The sequence below is a fragment of the Actinospica acidithermotolerans genome, assembly GCF_018139625.1.
GTDB classification, from domain to species: domain Bacteria; phylum Actinomycetota; class Actinomycetes; order Streptomycetales; family Catenulisporaceae; genus Actinospica; species Actinospica acidithermotolerans.
In genome coordinates, this window is record NZ_JAGSOH010000059.1 from 1 (window position 1) to 25,234 (window position 25,234).

At 69.1% G+C, this 25,234-nt stretch carries 13 protein-coding genes; 2 read left to right on the top strand and 11 right to left on the bottom strand.

The annotated features are described in order from the left end of the window. Positions 1–109: 109 nt before the first annotated feature. The 4 genes from KDK95_RS19605 to KDK95_RS19620 all read right to left on the bottom strand — a co-directional run bounded on the left by KDK95_RS19605 (position 110) and on the right by KDK95_RS19620 (position 5,225). Complete coding sequence (locus KDK95_RS19605) at positions 110–397, bottom strand: hypothetical protein (protein WP_212519666.1); 288 nt, start codon at positions 395–397, stop codon at positions 110–112. Between the two features lie 1,069 nt (positions 398–1,466). After that, positions 1,467–2,450 carry a transposase gene (locus KDK95_RS19610; protein WP_212519667.1) on the bottom strand — a complete coding sequence of 328 codons (984 nt, stop codon included), beginning with the start codon at positions 2,448–2,450 and terminating at the stop codon, positions 1,467–1,469. Between the two features lie 33 nt (positions 2,451–2,483). Next, positions 2,484–4,244, bottom strand: a complete 1,761-nt coding sequence (locus KDK95_RS19615) for a reverse transcriptase/maturase family protein (RefSeq protein ID WP_372463356.1) — start codon at positions 4,242–4,244, stop codon at positions 2,484–2,486. Positions 4,245–4,697: 453 nt separating this feature from the next. Beyond that, complete coding sequence (locus KDK95_RS19620) at positions 4,698–5,225, bottom strand: hypothetical protein (RefSeq protein WP_372463357.1); 528 nt, start codon at positions 5,223–5,225, stop codon at positions 4,698–4,700. Between the two features lie 292 nt (positions 5,226–5,517). Between KDK95_RS19620 and KDK95_RS38295 the strand changes: the two genes are divergently transcribed. Next, entirely contained in the window at positions 5,518–6,084 is a 567-nt protein-coding gene (locus KDK95_RS38295; RefSeq protein ID WP_212519670.1) for a GNAT family N-acetyltransferase, read from the top strand. A gap of 645 nt (positions 6,085–6,729) precedes the next feature. After that, positions 6,730–7,734 carry a prolipoprotein diacylglyceryl transferase gene (lgt, locus tag KDK95_RS19630; RefSeq protein ID WP_212519671.1) on the top strand — a complete coding sequence of 335 codons (1,005 nt, stop codon included), beginning with the start codon at positions 6,730–6,732 and terminating at the stop codon, positions 7,732–7,734. Between the two features lie 802 nt (positions 7,735–8,536). Here the strand turns inward: lgt and KDK95_RS19635 are convergent. From KDK95_RS19635 to KDK95_RS19665, 7 genes are all read right to left on the bottom strand, one after another. After that, complete coding sequence (locus KDK95_RS19635) at positions 8,537–9,232, bottom strand: hypothetical protein (RefSeq protein ID WP_212519672.1); 696 nt, start codon at positions 9,230–9,232, stop codon at positions 8,537–8,539. Between the two features lie 220 nt (positions 9,233–9,452). Further along, positions 9,453–9,716, bottom strand: coding sequence for a WXG100 family type VII secretion target (locus tag KDK95_RS19640; RefSeq protein WP_212519673.1), 264 nt, complete (start codon positions 9,714–9,716; stop codon positions 9,453–9,455). A gap of 73 nt (positions 9,717–9,789) precedes the next feature. After that, the gene (locus KDK95_RS19645) at positions 9,790–14,178 is read right to left on the bottom strand and encodes a type VII secretion EssC family protein (protein ID WP_212519674.1); all 4,389 of its coding nucleotides are present in this window, start codon (positions 14,176–14,178) and stop codon (positions 9,790–9,792) included. Beyond that, positions 14,175–16,481, bottom strand: coding sequence for a transglutaminase-like domain-containing protein (locus KDK95_RS19650; protein ID WP_212519675.1), 2,307 nt, complete (start codon positions 16,479–16,481; stop codon positions 14,175–14,177). Before KDK95_RS19650 ends, KDK95_RS19645 begins: the two co-directional genes overlap by 4 nt. Beyond that, positions 16,478–17,779 (bottom strand): DUF58 domain-containing protein, encoded by a 1,302-nt coding sequence (locus tag KDK95_RS37435; RefSeq protein ID WP_212519676.1) that lies wholly within the window; start codon positions 17,777–17,779, stop codon positions 16,478–16,480. Before KDK95_RS37435 ends, KDK95_RS19650 begins: the two co-directional genes overlap by 4 nt. 29 nt (positions 17,780–17,808) lie before the next feature. Further along, positions 17,809–18,969 (bottom strand): AAA family ATPase, encoded by a 1,161-nt coding sequence (locus KDK95_RS19660; protein WP_212519677.1) that lies wholly within the window; start codon positions 18,967–18,969, stop codon positions 17,809–17,811. Positions 18,970–18,987: 18 nt separating this feature from the next. Beyond that, on the bottom strand, positions 18,988–25,221 hold the full coding sequence (locus tag KDK95_RS19665; protein WP_212519678.1) for an Ig-like domain-containing protein: 6,234 nt from the start codon (positions 25,219–25,221) through the stop codon (positions 18,988–18,990). Positions 25,222–25,234: the final 13 nt, after the last annotated feature.

Below are 25,234 nucleotides of genomic sequence, written 5' to 3' on the forward strand. Positions count from 1 at the left end.
CGCGCCAGGCGTTCAAGCTCCGCGCGCTCGTCATCGGTCAGGACCAACTCGCCGGCCTTCGGCCGTCCGGTACGAGGCATGCCCCATCGTATCACTTAGCTAACGAACTTTAGGCGCAGGACACTAGCGCGTTCTCCACGATGAGACCAACCGGGCCGAGGCGTATCGACTGACGGCCTCCGATGATCCAGCAGAGATAGCCAAGCAGGCCGAGCACCACCGGCACCCCGACGAACCCGCCCTCCGCTGCACGATGGCGCATCGAGACGATGCCGGCAAGATAGGCGAACAGCGGCAGGGCGCCGGCCAGCGCTCCGCAGCAGAGCACGGAGCCCCTGTTGCGCACGACAGTCTCGCTGCCCCGACGCGTGATCAGTCCCCGCGTGACGCTCGCCATGACCAGCTCCCTTTATCGCCGGGCAACCGCCGCGAATCGCAAGGCTACCAACACCTGCATTGGCTGGCTAACCACCTGTTTACAAGATCCGTAGTAGCGTCCGCGCCTCGCGCACGTCACGCTGACCTGCGGCCCCGTGGCCCGCTCCCCGCCAATGACCGTGATTGACCGCCATTACCGCTCCGTACGGGCACGCCGAAACGCGTAGGCTGCCGTGGCGCCTTTCGATCATGTCAAGCAAGTGCGGCGTCTGCGCTGACATAATGCGCGCGTGAGTCGAGCCTATGCGGTATGGCGCAGCGTACCCAAACATGACCGCGTCGAAGTGTGCAGGCTCGCTAAACAGCGCCTGCCGCACCCCAATCCGGCTGTAGCTGCGGCGGCTTCCGAATGGGCGCGTGCGTTCCAGCGTGGCGCCTGGTGGCGAAGGGTTCCGCCGTTCGTGCTCCCCGTGCTCGGAATCACCGAGGGGAACTTGACGTACGCATTGAGACCCAATGCGCCGTTTCGTCCAGTTCTTACTGCCGCATCTAGTGTTGTTGTCCTGTCCGGGCTGCTTAGCTGGAATACCCGGAATATCGCGAGCCTTGTGCGTACCCTGCCAACCACAGAAAAGCCAATGCCATCGCCGGTAGACAATTAGGCCAGCGACAAGACTGTCTGTCCATATTCGCTGTCAGCTTGGGAAGCATACTACGCGCCCCTTCGCTGACCTGCGCGCTGGTCAGCGGCTCGACGTGGAGTTGATCTCCTGTGAGTCCCTGTGATTCACGGTTCGGCTAACTCCTGACGGGCACGCGGCGGGCACGGCCGCACGGCGATGCGATACGTTGACTATCTGGCCGTTGACACGGCATAATCTCGCACACTGAGTGTGCAGGACGCTTGCTAGCCTCGATCCTTCAGCCGTAGTCATCCCTTGACTCAGGGGTTCGGCTGGCTTGGGTTGGAGCCCGGTTCGCGGCGTTTGTCCTCGCGGTGTGCGGGCTGGGGCTTGGCGTGGCCACCGCTTCGGCGGTTGACGCCCGCTTGACCTGCTGCTTCTCCTCCTTTCTGGTCGGTCCGGCGCTCAGGCCGGCGCCGGGATCGCGCCGAGGCGTTCCCAGGCCTCGATGACGGCGTGTGCCCACGGCCAGGTCTGCTCGATCTTCAGGATGCGTCGGCGGGCGTGCGTGACCAGGCGCGCGGGGATGTGCAGGATCGTCGTGCGCAGCGTCTCGGGTTCCGCGGCGGCGAGTTCGCGATGCTCGTCGAGGCCGAGGAGCTGGAGGTAGGCGAGCAGGTCGGCGGCGAGGTTCGCGGCCAGCAGCCAGGCCTGGTTGCGCGCGTATCCGTGGAAGGGCAGGGTTCTGATGCCGGTGGCCTTCTCGGTGCGCACCCGGTCTTCGACCACGGCGTGCTGGCGGTGCAGGGTGTCGAGGAAGAACACGTGGTGCGAGCCGGGCACGCCGCGTCCCAGGTCTTTGATGTTCGTGACGACCAGCTGGTAGCGCCAGCCAGTGGCTTTCTCGAACTCGGTGAGCTTCTTCGCGTGCCTGCGGGTGGGTTTGACCCGCCGGGCGATGAAACGCAGCCCGTCCGGCCAGCCGGTCCGGCGCCACAGCCCGGTCAGCTCGGCGACCTGTGCGACCGGGTCGATCGACCCGTCCTGCTCGACCGCGTGTACCCAGGCGTGCTCGGGCAGATCGGCGATCGCGGCCTCCTCCGCCGCGGTGATGGTGAACCCGCTGGTGAACGCGACCTTCCGGCGCGCGGTGGACAGGGAGAGCAGGTGCTCGAGCAGAGCATGGCTCGCACCCGCTCCATCCAGACGGATCAGAATCCTGCGGCGATGTCCGCGCGGGAGCTGACCGAGCGGGTCGCCGAGGACCGCGATGTGCTCGGAGGCGGTGTTCGAGCCCGCGTTTCCCGGCCGGAGCATCATGGCCAGGCACTCGAACGTGTTCGTGCACCACGCGGCCAGCGGGGCACCGGTAGGCCGTCGGCGAGGTGCCCGCGTGGTGCGGGTCCTTTTCCGGCGGCCCCCGGCCCGAACCGCCCGTGCGACTTTCACCGCAGGCGGCTCTCCAGTGATCTTCGTGCTCCGTCAGCCTCCGTGGTGGATGAGGTGGTGGCAGTCGCGGCAGACCACGAGGGTCTTGCGCCGTTTCTTGAGCATCACCGTCACCCAGTGCGGGTGTGGCTGCCTGCGGTCGGACAGATCTGCGAGCTTGGCGACGTGGTGGACAGCGATCTCATCGTGTCCGTTGCACAGCTCGCAGCGGCCGGCCAGGAGCCGGGAGACCAGCTCCTTGCGCCGGACCGGGGGCGCGAGCGCGGACTTGTCCACGATCAGCGCCTTCCTGTTCTGCCGCAGCGGAACTCCGCCGAACCTTGCGACCAGCGGTTTCCTGCCGGGACGCGTGGTAGTGGCCTGGAAGCACTTGTAGGGCCCGTACGGTGTGTCGATCCTGGCCCGGTATCTCCGGGACATGGCCGACACGGTCGAGCGGTGCTTGCCAGCCAGCGTCTTGAGCATCGAGGTCTCCATCACCCAGTGGAGCCGGTCCAGGCGGAAGACGTCCGATGCCAGCAGGTAGTACTGGACGATGCCCCGGTATTCAGCCCCGAACCGCCCGATGATCTCCCGATCGGTGGAGCCCATCAGGTCGGAACGGTGCACGGGTTTGCCGCGCTTCATGAACCGGGTGCACTTGGCCTCGATCATCGAGGTCGGCACCCGCAGCCGGATCACTCCGTTGACCGACCTGCGCCGGTGGGTGATCCGGGTGCTGCTGTGCTGCACCGTGATCTCGTAGCCGAGGAATCTCGCCGCACCGGTGCGGGCGTGAGTGATCAGGGTCTTGTCGTGCGAGAGTTCCAGCTTGAGTTCTTCGCGCAGGAACACCGCCAACCGCGCCTTGATCTTCTCGGCTTCGGCCTTGGGTCCGGCGAACCCGAGCAACACGTCGTCGGCATAGCGGATGTAGCGAAGCCGCCGGTAGCCCGGATCCATCGGATCAGAGCTGGGCAGCTCGCGCAGCCGCTTGCGGTGAGCCCGGAACGCGGCCATATCTCCGCGATCCCTGGCCCGACGCATCGCGTAGTACGTGTTGTGGTACTCCCGGCTGGGGGTGCGCTGGGAGCCTCGGGTGTATTCCGGGATGAGGACCTGCTCGACGAAGGTGTCCAACCGGTCCAGATAGATGTTGGACAAGATCGGCGATGCCACGCCGCCCTGCGGGGACCCGCTCAAGGTGGCGTGGAACACCCACTCCTCCAGGTATCCGGCTTGCAGCATGTGCCGCACCAGCCGCAGGAACCGGCCATCGTGGATCTTCTCGCCCAGCGTGCCCAGCATCACCCCGTGGTCGAGGCTGCCGAAACAGTCGGCGATATCGCCCTCGATGAACCAGGCCGTGCCCTGCCACGTGTCCGCAATCTTCCTGAGCGCGGTGTGGCAGCCCCGGCCCGGCCGGAACCCGTGGGAGGCGTCGTGGAACCTCGGCTCGTAGTACGCCTCCAACAGCAGACGCACCACCTCGGCCACCAGCTTGTCCGTCCACGTCGGAAGGCCCAGCGGGCGGCGGCCTCCGTTCCTTTTCGGGATGTGCACCCTGCGGGCCGGGCTCCACCGGAAGCGCTCATGGCGCAGCGCGTCGATCACGCGCCCGATCTTGCCCAGCGACATGCCGTCCACGGTCTCCCCGGTCGCCCCGGCCGTCATCGCCCCGTCGTTGGAGTAAAGACGCCCGTAGGCCAGCAGGTACAGCTGCGGGTTGAACAACTGTCGGTATAGCTCCTCCAACGGCAGGCCCCGCCTGCCGCGTTCACGCAGGACACCAAGCACCGTTTCGGCGCTCTGCATTTCGCATACCTCCCGAATCCTGGTGTCCGATCACCTGTGCCCCTTGGCCCTGCGGACGGCTTTCCCGTCCTCCTCGGCAGGTCGTAACTCCTGCGACTACTACGGGCACTCCGTCGCCATAGGGCTCGCGCCCCGTAGGCGATCCCATGTTCGTCTCCGACATACGTCTCGAGCGTGAGGTAGGCGCCCCACTCATCCCCTCGAACACCCTGACGGGGTGTCGCTTCGCCGCCCGGAAGGTGCGGAGGCCATTCCATCAAGCCGCCGCAGGCGACGACACCGGCCTCAGACGCCGTGCCGGTGGAGCCTTCGATTGTCTCCGCTGGAGATTGGGGTTCAAGCAGTCAAGCCTTCGCCATGTCACGCGGGCCCCCTGACGCGCCGCCCGTAGCGTCTCGGCACAGCCGTCAGTTTCCTGGCATGCTCTGGTCCCGTCACCGTTTCCGGATCGGGTTAGCCATCGGGCCCAGGAACCTCCTTCCAAGTTCCTCCCGGCTGCACCGGGGATACATCGAAGCGCCTCATGGCGCACTGAAAGCCCCACGTCCCCTTGTACGTCCCGGCCGCCCGCTCCTTCCTGGACGAGCAGGTGATCACGGTCGCGTCCATGTCGATCACCGTCCAGCCCGTGAGCGGTCTGCCCAGGATCACCAGCCATGGGAACCCGCCGTCGCGATCGGCCAGCAGTTCCCACGCCCGCGCCCGCACACTCGCCCTGGCCTCGGCAATCCTTGTCCGGGCCCGATCGTCGATCTCCCCGAGCAACCGCCACAACGTCGAATCCGACGCACCGTCGCCGATCAGCACGGCGTGGTGCCGGGCGAGCAGTTCGGCCTGCCGCAGATTCCTGGCGCCCAGCGCGATCCCCACGACCAAGCCGACCAGCGCGTTCGCGCGATCCAGCCTCCACGGACTCGACACCAGAGCCCCGCGCAGCCCTCCGACCAGCCCGACCCGGTCCGCCGTGCGGTGCAGCAACACCGCTCCCGCGTGCCCGACCAACCCACGACCCGAAGCCTCGAGCCCAAGCCCGCGGTCCCATCCACTACGCTTCTTCACCTGGAAGGTGCCTCGCTCCACCCGTCTGATCAGTCTTCAGCAAACCGATCATCGCAGGTGGCGGGCACCTTCCGTCATCTGGGCATCAGACCACGGATCCAGCCTGAATTCTTGAGGCTAGGAGCGGAGGCGTACACAGGAGGGACAGGTCGTTGTGTTCGTAAGCCGATGGCGCACGCCGCGACAGGCTGAGTGCGCGACGAACTTCCACACCATGCGAACCGCGTCCTTGGTCCTGCGGACACCGACGCATCGTGAAGCTAAAATTGCCATGGCCGGCGCTAGCGATGACGAGGCTCAACGTTGGTTGGGCTGGGAGCAGAAAGACGTATGCCCCGAGCCTCACCGCGCGACGTTATTGTCAGCCTCGGTCAACGAAGGTGACCGACCTGAGCGGTCTGTGGATGCTGCCTTCTGGGCACTCATAGCGATTGACCCAGGTCGACTCGCTATTGCTGGTCTCGTGGGATTTGTGCATTCGCCGGACGGGCTTTACAACCACGTCGGTGGTCATCTTGCTCCGCAGTATCGCGGCCGAGGCCTTGGGCGCGAGTTGTTCGCCGCCGCTCTGGTCCTCGGGCACCAGCACCTTGGAATTGAAGTCATCCGCGCGGGCGCTGAGAGCTCCAACATTGCGAGCCGCAAGTCACTGGAGGCTGCAGGATTCCGACCAGTCCATGGCGCTCCAGCCCACTCGCTTCCTAACGGAAGAGTCATAGCGGCCTGCTGGTACGAGCACGCCGCTCGGGCGTCTAAATGCCGCAGATCTCCCCGACCATAGCTGCCACGCCGATCGTGTAAGTGGACCAAAACAGGCATCATCCCACTGCTGAGCGCAAGACCCTCCGCTGTCAGCTTGGGAAGCAGAGTATCCACACCTGCGCTGACCTGCGCGGTGGTCAGAGGCTCGACGCGGAGTCGATCTCCCGTGAGTCCCCGTGATTCACCGTTCGGCTACCTCCTGACGGGCACGCGACGGGCACGGCTCGGCACTCCTGTCGCAGCGCAGTTGACCGGCCTCCACGGACGGCCTGTGCCTTCGCTGCCACCTGTAAGACGCGATCGTCCAATGCGATGGTGAGGAGCCCACCGATGCCTCGACTCTACGGTGCTCTGGCCTCGATCTTGGCCACAGTAAGTCTCGTCATGCTTGGGCTGATCATCCTCGGATACGGCGCATCACCGCTGCCGGTCCGCACCGCGCAGTACGCGGTGTGCATTGGCGGTCTCGTTCTCGCGGTCAGGCTTACGCGCGAAGCGTGGAGACGCCAGTAGCAACCGACCAGGTAGCTGAAGCCATTCGTCATGCCGGAAGTGAGGCATTTCGAACGCTGCCGTGTCAGGGCGGATACAGGGTCTCGGCTGGCGCGTCCTGGCGTCGTCCACTGTGGTCTGCGCTTGATCAACTCTCGTCAGCTGTTGCCTGTTGTCGTCTGCCACCGGGTCTTTCGCTGACTTCCTCGCCGGCGGTGGTGGGGGCGGACACGGGCGTCGCGATTCCGCCTGGGCCGAAGCGTACGTCGGTGAGAACGGCTTCCACCTCGGGCCGCTGTTCATCCACGCGTACGCGCTCGCGTACATCGTGGGTATCGCGCTCGCGGTGTTTCTCGGGCGCCGCCGCTGGGCGTCGGTCGGCGGGGACCCGGCGCTGGTCGAGGAGATGGCGATCTGGGGTGTGCCCGCCGGTCTGATCGGCGGCCGGATCTACTTCGACATCACCACCCCTGCTGCGATTCCGCACGTGTGGTACGGCGTGTTCGCCATGTGGGATGGCGGCATGGGTATCTGGGGCGGAGTCGCCCTGGCCGCAGCTGTGTGCATCTGGCGGCTGCGACGCCACGGCGCGAGCGTGCCGCTGATGATGGACGCCCTCGCCCCCTGCATCATGATGGCCCAGGGAATCGGACGGATCGGCAACTACTTCAACCAGGAATTGTTCGGCGGCCCCACGACCCCGCCCTGGGGCCTGAAGATCGACCCGCAGTACCGGCCGCCGGGCTACACCGGGTACGCCACCTTCCAGCCGACCTTCCTCTACGAGCTGATCTGGGACTTCGGCTTCGCCCTGTTCCTGATCTGGCTCGGACGCACCGGCAAGCTCCGCCCGGGCGGGCTGTTCCCGCTCTACGTCGCCGGCTACTCCGCGTTCCGGATCTTCGAGGAGTCCATCCGGATCGACTACTCGCAGTACATCCTCGGACTGCGCCTGAACTTCTTTATCGCCGTTGTGATGACCGCAGTCGGCTTGGCCTGGTTCGCCGTCAATCAGCTGCGCCCGCGCCGCGGCTCGGCAGCACCGGAGCCGGAGGCGGAAGGATCGACCTCCGAAGCGGCCGCCCAGCGCGCTCAAGGGGAAGCGGCACAATACCCAGGTCGGCGGCCGCGGGCGGCGGCGAAGACACCCTCGCAGCCCGCTGGGCCCGAGGACTGAACCGCCCGCATCCAGTCCGAACGAGCGATCCTCCGCGTCCGACCGCCGCGAGTATTGCACGGCGCTCGGCCCTTCAGACGAGCCAGTAGGCGGGGCCGTCTGGTTCTTCGAACACGCTCGAGCGCGGCCGGTGGTCGCCGCTCCGGCCGCGGCATTGATCCTGATCGGAGGTCAGCGGCGTCGAGCGCCCGCACGAGCGCGTCGAGCTTCATCGCGAGGAAGCCGCGAAAAGCGCACGACTCGGCGCTCGACGCGTCGATGCTCTCGGCGAGAAGCTCGTGATCCGAGAAGGCGCACGCCAATTCGTCCAGCCGGGTAGCGACGTATTCGCGGAAGGCGGCCTGGTCATCCCATGATGTGCGCGCCGTACCGTCCCCAGCCATCGCTACCTCTCTGTAGCCCCGTCCGACTCGGTGCATCCGCGGCCCAGCCGAGGTCAATCGTATCGGCTACCGAAATATTCGGCTGCCATCGGGTAGCTCGAGGGCATGCGCAGGCCATCGGAACTCGCGGCCGGAGGGCAAATCGGTACGGCGATCTGGTTGACCACGTGCGCGACCATCGCATTGTGCGCGCTCGCCGGACGGCATTCGGGCCGGTTCGTCTTCGCGCGCGGCCAGCAGGCACTCCCACATGCATACTGCGACGCATCTGAGGTGAAGCGAGGGCTTCGGTCCACAGCGATGAGGAGCGGGTTTGGCAGCGCCGCTGGTCGCGGTGCGACCCGGCGGGCCGGGGTACTGACCCTGATCCGCCGGCGCCGGGTCTTTCTCGGACCCTTTCCTACAGCCCCTGTCGAGCTCTAACCGTTGTCGCCGTCGGTGACCTTCACCGTCCAGGAGCACTCGGAGTTGACGCTTAGGTAGAACGTGCCCGGCCCGTCGTGCAGATAGGTCGTGTCTTGGCCCTTGTCGCCCATCGCGTTAGCCACAGGGTCGTCGAACAGGTCGTTGCCGCTCTGCTGGACGTCGGCGATGAAGTTGCCGGAGGTGCCGAAGCTCGCGCAGTCGTACGTGTAGGCAACGGAGTAGTCGCCGCTGCTGATCGTGAAGCTCTTGGTGGACTTGATGCCGTTGCCCTCTACGGTCAACACGACCTTCTTGGCCGGCGCCTGAGTCGTGGCTGGTGCCTGCGTCGTCGCCTGAACTGTCGCCTTGGCCCCGGCCGTGCTCGGCGCTGCGGCGACGGTCGTCGAGGTGCTGGCCGCGGCGCTGCCGCTTGACTTGTTGCCGCCCGCTATCCCGACGATCACGATGAGCAGGAAGAGACCGAGGATGGAGAACAGGACGATGCGCCCCTTCTTGCCCTTCTTCGGTGGCTGCGGCGGCCGGTAGGGCATGTACGGGTGCTGTGGCTGCTGAGGCTGCTGTCCGAACAGCGGGGCCTGCCCGTACTGCTGGTCCGATCCGTACTGAGGTGCCTGCCCTGCCGGCGGCTGGCCGCTACGTGAGCGTGGTGTGCCCCACCCATCGGACGGCTGCTGTCCCTGGTCGTACATCTGCCTCTCCCCTTGCGAAGTCTTAAGCGCGCGCACGCGAGCGATAGGCCGCCATGACTCCACTTGTTTATGTTTGTGATCTGTTATTCACATCGGTGAGCGCAGTCGAAGGCTGCAGGGCAGCCGAGCCCGTTGGAGCCCGCTGCGCAGACTGGGCCGGAAAGGTACCGGTCCAGTCTGCGGTCTGATCCGCTCGGCGCGGGTTTCGGCGTGCCGACGATCAGTTCGCTGAGGCCTGCTCTTGCTGGGCGGCGTTGGAGTTGGCCACGTTCGCGGCGTCCCGGAGCGCGTTGCTGACGGAGTGCAGTTGGGGGCGGTAGGTGCCGTCCCACTCGCCGCGGAATCGGGCGGCGTCGGCGCCGACCCACTGCACGCCGTGCAGTTGGCCGGTGAGGGAATTGATGATGTTGTCGATCTGCTCGGCGTCGTTCGACAACTGGCTGGCGAATGCCCGGACAGCCTCCGGATCCATGCCTTCGAACATGTCTTCTCCGCTCTCTCTGTTCGTCAACTGTTGTTGCGGACGGCCGCGGTGGCCGCCGGGGTCGGGGCGCCGGTCAGGCGTCGGTCCAGGCGAGTTGCACCGCGGTCGTTCTCCCTCCGGCCACGAACAGGGCGCGTCCGGGTGGGAAGTCTGTGGGGTCGATGCGGTTGAAGCCGGTGCGGAAGTGCGTGAATCCGTCGGTTTGCAGCGGGGCGAGGGCGAGGCCGGTGCGGCCCGACTTGATCGGTCCCTGGAGCCCGTTGGGCGAACCGGCGGGTGCGGAGCTTTCCGTCTCGCCCACGACCAGCCGGCGTTCGTGGACGAAGGCGCGTGCGAGTTCGGTCAGCGCGCTTTCGGCGGTGGCGAACTCCGGGAAGCACTCGATGAAGAGAGCCGCGCGACGCACCGGGTCGGGGGCGCGTTCCTGGAGCAGCTTCTCCGCCATCTGCTTCGCGGACTCGATCGAGTCCGCACAGGTGCTCCAGAGCGTGAGCCGGGACAGCTCGGAGGGTCGCGGGGCGAAGAAGTGCAGTTCGATCTCGGGATCCCAGCGGCGTAGCGCGCGAGCGAGCGTGCGCAGCGTTCCGGTGCGGCCGGAGCCGGGTGCTCCGGTGACGATGAAGGATCCGCTCGGCGTGAAGGTCTGCGGTTGGAGATCGGTGACCCGCAGGCCGATGACGGGCATGCCGTTGACGTCTGCGGGTAGAGTCGCCAGCGGGATGCGCTCCGGCACGCCCTCGATGGCGGGCGCGGCCGTGATGCCGGCTTTGACCATCGAATTGGCGAGCCGTCGCGTGTAGTTGGCTTGGATGCTGACGTCGTCGCTGCCGCCGAGGACTGCGGTTTGCAGCTCCATGCCGTGCAGGAGACCGCGTCCAGGAGGTGAGTCCGGCTTGAGGACGTCGGTGGGCGCGCCGAGCATCGCGTATTCGTTGGGGTCGGCCAGCCGCATCACGAGACGGGTCTGGATCGAGGAGGCGATCGCGTGCGGCACGGCGGCGGCGCGGTCGGCGGTTACCAGCACATGCACGCCCACGGGGCGTCCGGCAGCGGCGATGGCGGTGAAGTTCTCGAACACGCCGTCGCGGTCGTTCGACTCGTAGGCCTGGCGGAACGCTGCCATGCCGTCGACGAACAGCAGGATCCGCGGTTCGCCCGCCGCGTGCTCGCCGACTTTCTGCCGGTAGGCCGTGATCGAGCTGACCTCCGCCTTGGCGTAGCGGATCGCGCGCTCGCCGACCACTTCGCGGAGCCAGCGCAGCAGGCGCGCGGCGAGTTCGTGGTCGCCGGCGCCGATGACGTTGCCGACGTGCGGTAGCTCGGCGAGCATCGCCAGGCCGCGGGAGGCGAAGTCGAGTCCGTATACGTGGGTCGGGTCGATGGCCGCGCCGCGGGCGGCTGCCGCGGCGATGGTGCGCAGCAGGGTGCTCTTACCGGATCCGCCCGTGCCGTAGACCGCGAGGTTTCCGTCGTCGTCGGGCCGGAACGCCACAGTCGGCTGCTTCTGCTTACCTGGTTCGTCACCGAGCGCGAACACGAGTGTGTTCGGTCGGCCCGTAAGGGGAAAGCGCGACCTGTCGGCGAGGTCGTACACACGCCGGAGTTCGTCGAGCCACGGCCGGGCCGGTGCGGGCAGCGCGGCTTCGGTGTTGGCGGCGTTGATCGCCTCCACCATACGTTGCAGGTCGGTCGGTCCGGGATCGGCGAAACTCTCCTCGGCCTGCCGGCGCCACGCTTCCCCGGCGCCGAAGCGGAGCGGTTCGATCCCGATCTGAGGCGTGGGCCGGGACCGGGTCCAGCCGCCGGCGTACCCCACCTGGAAGGGCACCAGCCGACCGGGACCGGTCTTGGAGACAGCTCGCCCCGGTACGTCCTGGTCGAAGTAGGCGGCCTCGCGCGAGCCGAGCACGTCGAGGCTGTCCGCCTCGTCCGCCATGCGCAGCCCTAGACGCAGGTTCGTGTTGGCGCGCAGGTTGTCCGAGATCACTCCGGCCGGGCGCTGGGTGGCGAGGATCAGATGCACGCCGAGCGAGCGGCCGCGCTGGGCGACGTTGATCACGCCGTCGACGAACTCGGGTAGTTCCTTGACCAGGGCGGCGAACTCGTCGACGACGATCACCAGGCTCGGCGGCGCGTCGCTGTGCCCGCGGGATTCGAGTTCGAGCAGGTCTTTGGCACGATGCCTGGCGAAGTGCTCCTCGCGCCGGTGCAGTTCGGCGGACAGCGACGCCAGGCAGCGGCGCACGAGGTGTTTGTCGAGGTCGGTGACGAGACCGACGGTGTGCGGAAGGCGGTCGAGGTCGCCGAAGGCCGATCCGCCCTTGTAGTCCACGAGGAGAAACGTCAGGCGTTGCGGGCTGTGGGCGGCGGCCATCGCGAGGATCCAGGACTGGAGCAGTTCGCTCTTGCCGGATCCGGTGGTGCCGCCGACCAGGGCGTGCGGTCCATCGGCCCGCAGGTCGAGCGCGTGGGCGCCCCCGGCGCTGGTGCCGATCACCGCGCGCAGGGTTCCGGGTCTGCGCAGTCCGTCGGCGGTCGGCGGCGCGTAGTGGCCGGTGAGGATCGATCGGCTCTGCGACCAGCGTTCGAGGATCGCCGCCGATGTGACGCTGGCCTGCTGCTCGCCCAGCGCGATCAGCGGCACGCTGCGCGGCAGGTCGCTGGCGTCATCGGTCCGTGCGGCCGCGTCGGTAAGCGGCGCAAGGCGCATGGCCAGGTCGGCTGCCGTCGCGGCGTCGAGCGGCTCGTAGGCGACGGGGTCGACGTGCTCGCCCGATTCGGCGAACGCGACCGACCCGCGGTCGCCGTCCACGGTCGCGAACACGCGGCACGCGGCGGGCAGCCGGTCGGCGCGATCAGCGATCCAGAGCACGAAGATACCGTGTTCGCGTCCCTGCTCGGCGATCGCCACCAGGCGACTGCGCTCGGCCGGGGTGTCGTCCTCGACGATGACGAGGATCAGCGGCGCGGTGCTCGCGGAGTCCTTGTTCGCGGACCGCTGCGCGAGTTCTGTTTCGAGGGCGGTGAGCAGGGATAGTGCGTCACCGGCAGATGCGACGAGCCGGTGTCCGGGCAGCCGCGGGCTGGGCGTGGTGTGGGGCAGCCATTTGAGCCAGTCCCAGTCCGCTGAGGTGCGGGCGGAGGCGAATGCCGTGATCAGCATTTCGGACGGCGAGTGCAGCGCGGCGCCCTGGATGACCAGTCCGCGTGCGACGCCGAGGGTCGACTGACGCAATCCCGCAAGGCCGATTGCGCCGTGCTCGGCCGGGGCGGCGACCAGCGGGACCGCGGTCACGGTGGTGAGCGAGGAGAGCGCGCGGCCGAGTTCGGCGAGAAGCTCCGGCGAGCCGTTCTGCTCGGCCGACGACTCGATTGTGCTACGCGAGGGCTGGGTCGCGGTGCCGAGTCGGAATTCGCCAAATCCGGGTCCGCCGGGGCGGCGCGCCCAGAGCAAGGGCGTGCCGTGGCGAGCAGCCTCGACGCAGTCGGCGACCGACGGGTGCTCTGCCCGACGCACCTGCTCCTCGCGGGCGGCGGCGACGTGCACGTTTTCGGTGAGCTCGGCAAGGGCCGTGCGGAATTGCGCGGCCTCGCGGCGGTAGTCACGGCGCGAACTGCGAGCGGATTCCCACGCGTAGCCCAGGGCCATCAAAGGGCTAAGGCCGACGAACACCAGCGAGGTGATGCTGTGCGTCGTCAAGTAGAGCACCGCGCCGAGCAGCAGCGGGGTGAACAGAGGGATGATCGGGATGCGGGCGGTCTTGGCCGGTGCGGGCGGCTTCGGGGCCGCGAACGTCTCGCCGAGGTAGGTCGGGTTCAGGCGAGGCGGCCGGTTGAACCCGGCGCTCTCGCCGGTGGCCGCGCTGTGGGCGTCGGACGGATCGGCCTGTTCGAGGCGCAGTTCGGTATCGCCGATGCGCACCGTGTCGCCGACGCGCAGCAGCGCCCGCGCGACCGTGCCGCTGCCGATCTCGAGTCCGTTCGTGGAGCCGAGGTCGCTGATCTCCACCTGTTCGCCGACGGTGATCCGGGCGTGGCGCCGGGAGGCGAGGTCGTCGGCGAGGCGCACCGCGCAGGTCGCGTCGCGGCCGATGAACGCGGTCCCGCGGGGTAGCCGGAACTGCCTGCCCAGATCGGGACCTGCGGTCACCCGCAGCAGCACGGTCGGCCCGGAACCGCGGGCGCTCGGCGGCCGGCCGGCGACGAGGCGGACGGTCGTGCCGGAGCGCAGGCCGCTGCCGGCCACGGTGGCCTCGGGGTCGAGAGCGACCGGGTGCGGTGAGACGACCTGGAGGTAGGGCCCCGCATCGTCCGGCGTCGTCGGTGCGGTGCGCTTGCCGGCGCGGTTCTCCCCCACGGCCAGTGCGGCCGCCAGGTCGGCGACCTTGGCGCCTGCTTCCAGGGTGACGAGCAGGTCGACGTCCGGCTCGCTGTCGCGCCGCAGTGTGATCTTGAGCTTCACCGGGTGCCTCCCGCGGTCCGCAGCGTCCGGCGGGCTTTGGAGAGCGCCGGGATTTCAGGCATGAAGCTGCCGAGGCTGTACGCGGCGCGGGTCCGAGCGCGTCGGCCCGCCTGTCGGCTCAGTTCAGTGCGTGCTCTGCCGAGTCGCGACCAGTAGGCCGCACCCGCCTCGTCGGCCGGGTCGCCTGGACCGTAGACCGCGGCGTCCGCCTGGTGGGCGAGCGCGGCGAACTCGGCGCCCGGAAGGCACTCGGCCTGCTGACGGCGGGTCAGCCCGGCGGGTACCGTGATCCCGAGGTCGCGGCTGTGATCGATCAGGTCCAGCCATCCGGCGGCGAAGCGGTCGGATGCCGTTCCCCGGGTACGTCTGCGCCGTCGGCGAAGCTCCTTGGCGGCGCGGATCGCGCCGGCCACCAGGAGCAGCGCGAGCAGCGGCGAGGCGGCGAGAGCGAGGATGCGCAGCAGGTGTCCCAACCAGCTCGGCAGCACCTGGCTCGGTGCCTTCGCGTGCACGCTGCCCGGCGTGTTCACCCCCGAGCCGATGGGCGAACTCGGAGCCTGCGCCGAGTCGGGCGGCGGCACTACCGTGCCGGCCGCCTGCTGGGTGTTCTGCTTCGGCTGCGGCTGCGGAGCCTTGGAGGGGTCGGGTACGAACTGGGTGTACGGGATGCTCGCCCAAGCGCCGGAGGCGATGCGCACCTGCACCCAGGCGTGTATGTCGGATCCGCGTACGACGCCGTCGGCCTCGGGAACGGCGCCGAACACCACGCGCGCTTGCACGCCGAGGCTTTCGGCCATCAGCGCCAGGGCGGCGGCGTACTGCTCGTCGTCGCCGACCGGCTGGCGGCCGTTGAGGAAGGAGGTCAGCCGTCCGATGCCGTGGCCCGGCAGGTACTCGCCCTGGCCCGCGCCCCCGTCGCTGTAGGCTCCGTTGCGCCGCAGGTAGGACGCGATCGCCTCGATCTGAGCGATCGAGCCGGTCGCGCCCTGATCCCAGGCTGTGGCGCGTGCCGCGAACTGTGCCTGGTAGCCGTCGGTCAGCGAGCCGGACGGGTAGGGCTGGTCGGTGGCGGTCAGCGTCGGCTGGTTCAAGCTCGTTTGCAGCGTCAGGGTGTCGCCGGCCTGCAGGCCGCTGGTGACGATTCCGGAGCCGGTCGCAGAGTCGTACCACAGGTTGCCCGTCTGCTGCGTCGCATCCGCGCCCGTCAATGCGACGCTGTTGACCGTGCCGACGGTGGGCAGCCATACGCGCAGGTCCGTCGGAGCCGCGTATCCGGCATCGATAGTGATCTTGACCGTGGCGCTTGGCCCGGAGACTGGCGCGGTCGGCAGGGAGGAGGAGGTGACGCGGAGGTATTCGTCGCCGTCTGCCGGGTTGACGGCGCCCCAGACCCACCCGTTGTAGTCATCGAGTATTGAGATCTCGATCGGGGCTCCGGCGGGCAGCCCGGAGACGGTGAGGAGCTGCTGGTTCCAGAGTAGGTCGGCGTCCTTGGTGTACTTGCGGAAGCCGCTGAGCGGGCTCGGGTAGTCGGCCACGTTCAGCGGCGGCGAGACTCGGGTGCGCAGGATCGAACGCCCCTCCCCCTGAGCTCCCGGCGCGGACGGCTCGGCGGCCGCTGCGACCGCTCCAGCGGCCAGCAGCGTGACGGCCGCGACCGAGATGCGCAGCGTGCGCGCAGAACTGACGGCGACGGACCGGCCGCCGCGATGATTGCGCAGTGCGGTCCAGATGAGCAGGACGACCGTGAACAGCACGGCGGTGACCGGCCAGTTCGAAGGCTGGCTGGTGCCGAGTGCGAAGGCGAGTACGAGCACGCATACCGGGGATGCCAGCGGCGCCGCCGCGGCCCGGATGCGACGGATCACGAGGGCGCCAGTCGTGGCGCCGACGAGCCCGAGGATGAACGGCACGGCGAGAAACGCCTCGGTGTCACCGACCGGCGGCGGCGTGGTCAGCAACTGCTTCCAGCAACGCACGGCCGTCAGCGCGATCCCGCGCACCGCGGCAGGGGTGGGCGCTCCGAATCCGAGGCCTGATGCGAAGGAGAGCACGACGGGACCGGCCACGAGGTACGCGACTGCGGCGAAGAGCGCCGCGACGGCGACCGAACGCGTCGCCCACGCGGCGAGGCGGGTGGTGAGCAGACCGATCAGCACCCCTGCGACGCCGACTGCGAGAAACGCCCATCCCGCGTACGTGGCGCGCAGGGCGTACAGCGCTATGGCGCAGGCGGCGGCGAGGAACGAGTCGTCGATGAGCGTAGTGCCGGATTCGGCTCGGGAGATTCGTGGCGTTGTCATGCCGAGACGGCCTCACGGATCAGGACCGGCAGATCCTCGATACGGCGCAGCGAAAGAGCGCTGAGCGAACCGGAAGCGGTCACGCCGGTCGGGTTGTCCGGGTCGATGCGGATGGCGATGGAGCGCAGGCCGCGCGGGATGCGTCGGCAGACCTTGCGCAGCTGCGGGTAGTCGCGCACCGATCCGGTGACGATCATCACCGAGGTCGTGCGGGGTGCGACCCTCAGGCCGCGGGCGATCAGCGCGAACAGCCCGCCGCCGGAGTCGGCCTCGGCCCGGGCGCAGGCGTCGAGGGCCTGCGGAATGCTCGGCTCGTGCGCGAGCCGGTCCGCCACCAGCAGCGTCACCTGGAGCTTGTCCTGCAACGCCCGCACGGCGATGGATGCTCCCGTGCTGACAGCGGTCTCGAACTGCGCGGGGTCGCTGTAGGAGGCCAGTTCGCCGTCCACGAGCACGAGCAGGTGGGTCAGCCGGGTCTCGAGGAAGCGGCGGACCAGGAACGGCTTGTCCGGCCGGGTCGAGGCGAGCTTGGCGGAGGAGCGCCAGTGGATGTGCCGGGCGTCGTCGCTCGGCACGTATTCGCGCAGGGTGTGGAACTCCAGGTCGCTGGCCGAAACGTGCTCGGTGACCCTGCCCTCCAGATCGTGCAGTACGCCGGAGCCGAGCGGCGGCAGCGGGATCCGATAGGGGTGCACGAGCAGTTCGCGCTTGCCTGCCAGTACGAGGCGTCGGCGCACGAGTCCGAACGGGTCCCCGCGCACGGCGGTGGCCGGACCCACCTCGATCACGCCGCGCCGGTCGCCGGGAATGTCGAAGGGCTCGAATCGGTGCGCCATGCCCCGTCCGAGAACGGGCAGGTCGAAGGTGCGGCCGTCCGCGCTGCCGTCCGGAACCGAAAGGCGCGCGGGAACGAGGTTGAATCGTCGGCGATCGAGCGGCTCGTGCACTTCGACGGTCACCCGGCAATTGCCGCCGACCGTGATGCGCTGGGAGCTCATCTGCAGCTCTACGCGCAGCGAACTGCGCCCCAACGCCATCGCGCAGCAGAGCACGAAGACAACGAGGCCCATCACGGCGATCAGGCGCAACTCCGGCCAGTGCACGCGGCCGGATGCGCTCCACGCGGCGATTGCGGCCGCGAACACCGTCCATCCGGTGGCGGTTACCGAGCTGAGGGCCGAAAGCGACGCGCGCGTCACCGCGGCCTCGCGCGCAGTTTGGTACGTCGGCGCGGCGGCCTCGGCGAAGGCAAGCAGCCATTGCCTAGCGTGCGGTATCCCGAAACCTGTGGCGCGCACCGGTCCGAGCGTCGGATCGGTACCCGCCATCACTGGCCCTGTCCGTAACCGGGAGTGCCGCGGCGGCGGGTGTGGTCGTCCACGACCGTGGGGTCTTCCCGTCGCCGCGTCAGGTCCTCGGCCACACCGCCGCCGCCGGCGGGCTCGCCGCGGCGGCGGGTGTGGTCGTCCGCCGAGTCGGCGGCGCCCCGGCGCCGGGTGAGGTTCTGGTCCTCGGCGGCACCGGAGTTCCGGAACATCGGCGGCGCCACCGTTTCGAAGATCTCGTCGACGACCTGGTCGGCGGTGATGTCGTGGTACGGCGCCTCGTCGCTGAGCAGCAGCCGGTGGTTGAGAACGGCCTTGCTCAGGTTCCTGATGTCGTCCGGAATGACGTAGGCGCGCCCCTGCGCGATCGCCCAGGTCTTCGCGGCGCGCACGTACGCCATGCACCCGCGCGTGGACAGGCCCAGGTCGACGTACTTGTGGCCACGGGTGGCCTCGGCGATCTGGCTGATGTAGACCAGCACCTCCTCGCGCACGGTCACGCCGGTCGCGAACGCGGCCATCCGGGCGAAGGCCTCGCCCGCGATGACCGGCTGCACCAGTGCTGCACGGTCGCGCACCGTCGTGCCGGACATCAATGCCACCAGCGACCCCTGATCCGGGTAGCCGATCGCCGTCTTCATCAGGAAGCGGTCGAGTTGCGCCTCGGGCAGCGGGTAGGTTCCGGCGTGCTCGACCGGGTTCTGCGTGGCGATCACCATGAAGGGCCGGTCCACCTCGTGCGATCGGCCGTCGACGGTCACCCGCCCCTCCTCCATGACCTCGAGCAGCGCGGACTGGGTCTTGGGCGAGGCCCGGTTGATCTCGTCGGCGACCACGATCGAGTGGAAGACCGGGCCGGGCTTGAAGTCGAACGCCCGGGTGTCCTGGTTGTAGACCACGCCGCCGACCACGTCGGCGGGCAGCAGGTCGGGGGTGAACTGGATCCGGGCGGTGGTGCCCTGGATCGCGTTGGCGATGGCCCTTGCCAGCGAGGTCTTCCCGGTTCCCGGCACGTCCTCGAGCAGCAGGTGCCCGTCGGACAGCAGGCAGGTCAGCGCCAGCCGCACCACCCGGTCCTTGCCCAGGATCGCGCTGCCGACCGCGTCGACCAGCCGGTTGAAGGTCTCGGCGAATCTCTCGGCCTGCTCGTCGGTGATCGTCATCTCAGTGCTCTTTCCTCATCAGGGCCACACATAGGATCCGGACACTCCGCCGCAGGTCACTGTGACGGTGTCTCCCGGGTAGCCGAACCAGTTGTACGAGTCCTTCGACTGATTGGGGCCGTAGGTCTCGTTGATGAAGCCCTGGGCTCCGACCGAACTGTTGAATGAACAGGTCACGTTCCCGCTGAAGTTTGCGGTCTGCACGTGGATGTACGCGCATGAGCTGTTCGTGCAGCTGCCGCCCTGGCAGGCTGAACCGCCGCCGCCACCGCACTTCGTGCCCTGCGAAACCGTGACCGTCGCCGGCGGGGGCGGCGCGGCGGGCGTGCTCTGCGAGGCAGAGCCTGAGATCGAGGATCGGCCCGGGTCGGAGACCGTCACGTTGATCGTGTCGGTCGCGCTGTAGCCCATGGTGTCGCTGCCGTTCCAGCTCCACGCACCGGTGCCGGTGGTGAAGGTCTGGCTCTGCCTGCTCGTGTTGATCTGCACGGTCGCGGACTTGCCGTTCGGGTTCACCGAGACGGTGAAGTTCACGGTCTGCCCGCTCGCGGAGGTCTGGATCGACAGGCCGTTCAGCGGCCCATACGTGGTGACCGACGTCGAATCCGTGCTGTCGCAGGGGCTTCCGGCGTATTGGCCGCCGGTGCTGCCGTTGCAGTCCTGCAGGCTCAACGTCTCCGAGGTGCCGTTCGGCAGCCCGTTGACGGTCTCGGACACACCCGACTGACCTGCCGTCGGGAAGGTCCAGGTACCGCAGGTGCCGCCGCTGTAGGTGCAGGTGACCGTGGAGCTCGCGCCGTGCGAGGCGGGAGCGTCGAACTTGACCGTAGCCTGGCCGTCGACCCCTGTCGGAGTCGCGGAGAGGTTGGCGATCGGGTCCGGCGTGGCCGTCGCCTCCATCTGAGTGCCGGGACTCGGCGGCGAAGTGTGCGCGCTCGGGTTGAGCGACGCGTCGGCGTTCATCGCCGTGACCGTGTAGGTGTACACGGTGCCGTCGTTCGCGATTCCCGCGTCCAGGCAGTTCGTCGCCGTCACGTTCGAGCAGACCGTGTCGGTTCCACCGCCGGTCCGGGTGACTGTGTAGGTCGTCGGGCCGGGGCCGTTCGGATCCACCGCGGTCCACGAAATCGTCACGGCGCGGGAGTTGGATCCCGCCAGCTCGGTCGCGGAGAAGCTCGGTGCCGCCGGTTGGGCCGGAGCTCCGGCGGACTGGCCGGAGACGGTCGCGGACGGACCCGGGCCCTGGCGGTTGACCGGGATCACGGTGAACGTGTAAACCGTGTCGTTCACCAGGCCGGTCGCGGTGAACGAGGTTCCCGAGACCGTCGCGCTGCCGCCTCCGGTCCAGGTCACCGCGTAGTCGAGTACAGGGGTTCCCTGGTCGGGCGCGGCGTTCCAGTTCAGCTTCAGGGTGCCGTTCTGCGGATCGGAGACCGCCAGGCCGCTGACCGCTCCGGGCACCGTGTTCGGCGTGGCGGGACCGGACCGCGCGCTCGCGGGGCTCCAGCCGACGACGTTCTGAGCCTTGACCGTGAACGTGTAGGTGGTGCCGTTGGTCAACCCGGTGATCGTGCACGGCGAAGCCGGGCAGGTCTGGGAGCCGCCGGAGTAGTCGACCTGGTACGACTGGATCGGAGCGCCGTTGTCGGCCGGCGCGGCCCAGGACAGCAGCGCCGCTCCGCTCAGGACCGTGCCGCCGACCACGGGGGTTCCGGGCGCGGCGGGCGGGCCGAGGACGTTCAGGGTGATCTGCCCGCTGCCGCGCTGGTCGGTGCGCGAACTCTGGGCGACGTCGCTGACGACGATGGTGAACGTCATCGTGCCGTGCGAGGTGGAGCCCGGCGTGATGTGCACGACGCTGCCCGAGGAGGAGACCGAGGCGGCCATTCCCGATGACTGCGTGACCGACACCACCGAGTCGACCGGCTGGCGCAGCTGAGAGGTGATGTACGGTGCGACGTCGATCGTCGCGGTCTGGCCCGCCTGGACTCCGTTGACCGCGATCGGCGCGAGCGTCGGCGCGGCGGCGGCCACCGCCTGAACCGCCAGCCGCGAGGTCTTCGCCGGCGATCCGGCCACCCCGATCAGCAGCGTGCCGCTGGACTGCGCCGTCGCGGACGAGTCCGCCGAGACGACCGGCGTGCCGGTGCCGGAACCGGAGACGGACAGCCCGGGCGCGGCCCCCTGCCACTGCGCCGTGTAGCGCAGTGCGGCGGCACCGCCCGGCTGGGCGGTCCAGACGTGGCAGAGCGCGGCGACGTTCAGGCTGACCGACGGGCCGCCCTCGACGACACGGATCGTGTCGGCCGGGCAGCGCAGCACCGGGGTTTCCGGACCGACCTGCACCGGAATACTGACGACGGAGTAGAGTCCGTGCGGATCGGTGAGCGAGGCCCCGTCGGTCACCTGGACGGTGAGCGAGGCGGGACCGGTGTATCCGTCCAGCGCGGTCAGGGTCAGCGCGTGGATTCCGTCGGGTACCGCTCGCAGACCCGACACAGGCCCCGCCCAGATCTTGTCGGCGGTGGTCAGCTGTACGGCCTTGTCGGCGGGGTCGACGATGTAGTCGGAGAGTTTGACCGTCGTGCTGCCGCCCGCGGGCACCGTGACGAGGGCGCCGGGCTTGACGTAGGGCGCGCCGTATCCGGGTGCCGAGACGTAGATCATGCCGATCGTAGTGGCTCCGGCCGCGTCGCGAACCTGGTAGGCGACGGTCTGCGGCGCGGCGGTCACCGGCAGGACGACCTTGGAGCCGCTGATCTTCGCGGCCGCGTCGAACACCTGGGTCACCGTCAGGCCGGAGGCGGATCCGTCGGGATCGGTCACGTGGCCGAGCACGTCGACCGTGATCGTGGTCTGCTTCGGCTGCGGATTCGCGTACGTCGGCACCGCGACGGGCGGATTGAGGTACCCGCTCTGCCCGTGCACGGTGATCGTCGCCACCGACACGGGGTTGACGCCGTCGGTGATGCCGTAGGCGACCACGAGCGGCTTGCCGTTGGCAGCGGGCGCGGTGACCAAGATCGGCGAAGTCGGGGAGCTCAGCGAGGTCCCTGTCGGAAGCGGCTTGTTGAGCGTCGCCAGCGATGTCACGGAAACCGCGTCGTCCGGTGCCGCGACCGCGTCGGCCAGAACGTTCACGCTCACCTGCGCGCCGGGCGACGCCGTCACGTCCTCGTCGACGGCGATCGGAGGCTCAGGTGTGGCGGGCGGGACGACCGCGATGCTGATCGTCGACTGCCCGGTGGCGCCGAAGCGGTCCGCGACCTGGTAGGTGAATGTGTCGGTGCCGCTGCTGGTCGGGAAGGCCTGATAGGTCAGCGAGGTCGCGTTCTGCGACAGGATGCGGCCGAGCGAGGGCGCGGAGCCGAGTCCGGTGAGCGTCACCGAGTCGCCGTCCGGGTCGACGCCGCTCGTGCTGATCGGGATCGTGACGGTGTCGCCGGCGACGGTCCGCTCCTGGATCGGCGGCGGCGCGGGCGACCGGTTCGGGTCCATGGCCGTGGGGGCCGGGTCGACGGTCACGTAGAGGTAGCCGACCGCCTGGCCGCCGAGGTTGTTGCGGGCCAGGTACTCGACGGTCTCGACCACCGGCGACGCGACGGTCCGCGGGGCCGAGTAGGTGACCAGGTCGCCGGTGACGAACGCGGAGCCGTTTGCGGCACCGGCGGTCCCGGAGGGCGAGAGGACCTCGAGTTGACCTGCCCCTGGACTGCCGGGCACGTCGGGGGCCAGGGAGAGCGGCGCACCCGCCAGATCGATGTCCTTCACCAGGACGTCGCTGGTCACGGTGTCGCCGGCGCGCACGGTGGCGTATGTGGGCACGGTCAGCGGTGTGTCGACGGCCGGCGCGGCCAATTGCGTCACCGACACCTGGCCGGTCACCGGGGCGGTGATGCCGTCGGTCACGGTGTAGTCGACCAACTGCGGCACGGCGGACGCGGCAGGTGACAGAGCACTGATGCGCAGCCATCGCCCGTCGACGATGCCGACCTGCAGGCCCGAGTTCGCGTTCACCGGCGCCGCCTGCTGCACTTCGAGTAGCGCGCCGGAGGGGTCGAAGTCCGCGGCGAGCACGTCCACGGTCGCCGGCTGCTGACCGTGCAGCACCGCGATGCTCGGCAGCGTGACCGGCGGTTGCGGGCTGGACGGATCGGCGGTCACATCCACCCGGATCGCGCCGGTGGCGAACGGTGCGCTGCCGAACTGGTCGGTGTAGCTCAGCAGGTAGGTGCCGGGCCGTTGCGCGATGACCGTGACCGCGCCTTCGGCCTGGTTCGTGGTCACGGTGGTGCCGCTCGGCGAGGCCACCGCGGCGGCGATCTCCAGGGCGGCGCCCGGGTTCTGCGGGTCGGCACCGGGCAGGTCGTTGGCCAGCGGGTGGATCACGATCGGCTGACCGACCTCGCCGCGCGCGATGTCGGGCTCGGCCACCGGCGCGATGCCCGCGGTGTCGGTCGGGCTCTGCACCTGGATGGAGAGTGTGCCGGTGACCGGTGCGCCGATACCGTCCGAGACCTGATAATGCACGCTCTGCCCGCCACCGGAGGCCGGAGCGGTGTACTCGACGAAGCCGTCCGAGGTCGCGGCCGCGGATCCGGCCGAGGCGGTGGCCTCGACGAGGGCGAGCGGATCGCCGTCGTAGTCGCGCCAGTCCTGGAGCACCGGGATCTTCAGTGATCCGCCGGCCGGCACGGTCCAGGTGCGTCCGGTGAATCCGGTGCGCAGCGCGGGCAGGGCGTTCTGGCCGGAGGTGCGCACCTCCACTGTCACCGTGGCGGTCGCGGTCAGGCCTTTGCTGTCGTCCACGGTGTACTGGAAGTGGATCGAACCGGCCTGAATCCCGGCGGGCAGCGTGATCTCGACGCTTTGCGCGTCCGGGGCGATCTGCAGTCTGGCACCGGAGTTGTCGGGAGTCCCGACGCTCTGGACAGCGAGGATCGCGCCGGACGGGTCGGAGTCGACGTCGAGCACGTGCAGCACCGTCGTGCGCCCCGGACGGGCGCCGAGTGTGATGTCCTGCGCCTTCGGCGGCAGGTTCGCGGCCTGCTGCTGGTCCAGGTTCGACTGGCTGTTGGAGGAGTTCTTCGCGGACGCGGGCGGCTGAACCGCCGACCAGTCGTCGACCTCGCGCGCGTCGGACAGGTCCCACAGGCCGCCGGTCGCCAGGTCGTTGAGCACGATCTGGTTCCAGTTGACCCGGAAGCGCGGGGCGGCCAGCTCCTGGAGCCTGCTCAGGCCACCGCGCACGGCAGCGGCACCGTTGCAGGATCGCGCGTACCCGTCCGGGGTCTGCGCCCACGCCGCGTAGACGCACGTTCCGAGTTGGACCGGCGCGGCGGGTGCACCGGACCCGATACGTGACAGAGTGCTGACCGCTCCGGTGGCCAGGTCGACGGAGATCAGGTCGTGCGACGTGGACAGCACGACCGAGCCCTCGGCGCCGCCGGCCTGCTGCAGCTGCGTGTGCACATCGACGCCGGGCACGGTGACGCTCGGGCCGCCGATCGCGTACAGCCTGCCGTTCGCCGCGTCGAGAATCACGGCCTGCTCGCCGACCGCCGTGATCCGCGGATCGGTGAGGGCGTGCCCGATGCGCGAGTACTGGACCGACGCGAAGCCGCCGGTGCCCAGCGGCGCGACGATCGCGACCTTGCCGGCGGTGGAGACCGCGTAGATGGTCCCGTCCTGGCCGACGGTCAAGGCCTCATCGGTCGGCGACGCGGACGCGCCGAGGTTCGCGACGGCTGGGCTGCCGGACTGCAGCGCCGCAAGCGAGGTCAGGCCCGAGGCGGGGTCGAACCGCTGAGCACGCACCTCGCCCGTCAAGGAGTCGAGAACCGCGACAGTGCCCCCGGCGAAGCCGACCTGCTGCGCCCCGGACACCGGAACCGCCTGGTCCGAAAGCGTCGTGGCGTGCGCCGAGTCGACGGGATAGAGCTTGCCGGCGGCCTGGTCCCACGCGACGACGGCCGACTCGTCCTGGAGTATGTCGAGCTGGTAGCTCTGCTGGCCGGCCCCCGCCGGCGCGAACGCCGCGTCCAACGCTCCCGCCGGCTTGTTGAGCCGGCCGAACAGTCCGGCGCTATCGCTGGTGACCCAGATCCCGCCGTTGTTGAGCGCGGCGTGCTGCACCGGAACGCCCTGGGCGTCCACCGCCATGAACAGCAGCGCGCCCACCGCGGCGGTCAGCGCGCCGCCGGACAGCGCGGCGGCGAGCCGTCCGCCTCGCCGCCGCGTCGACGTCCTCATCAGTCTCATCTCA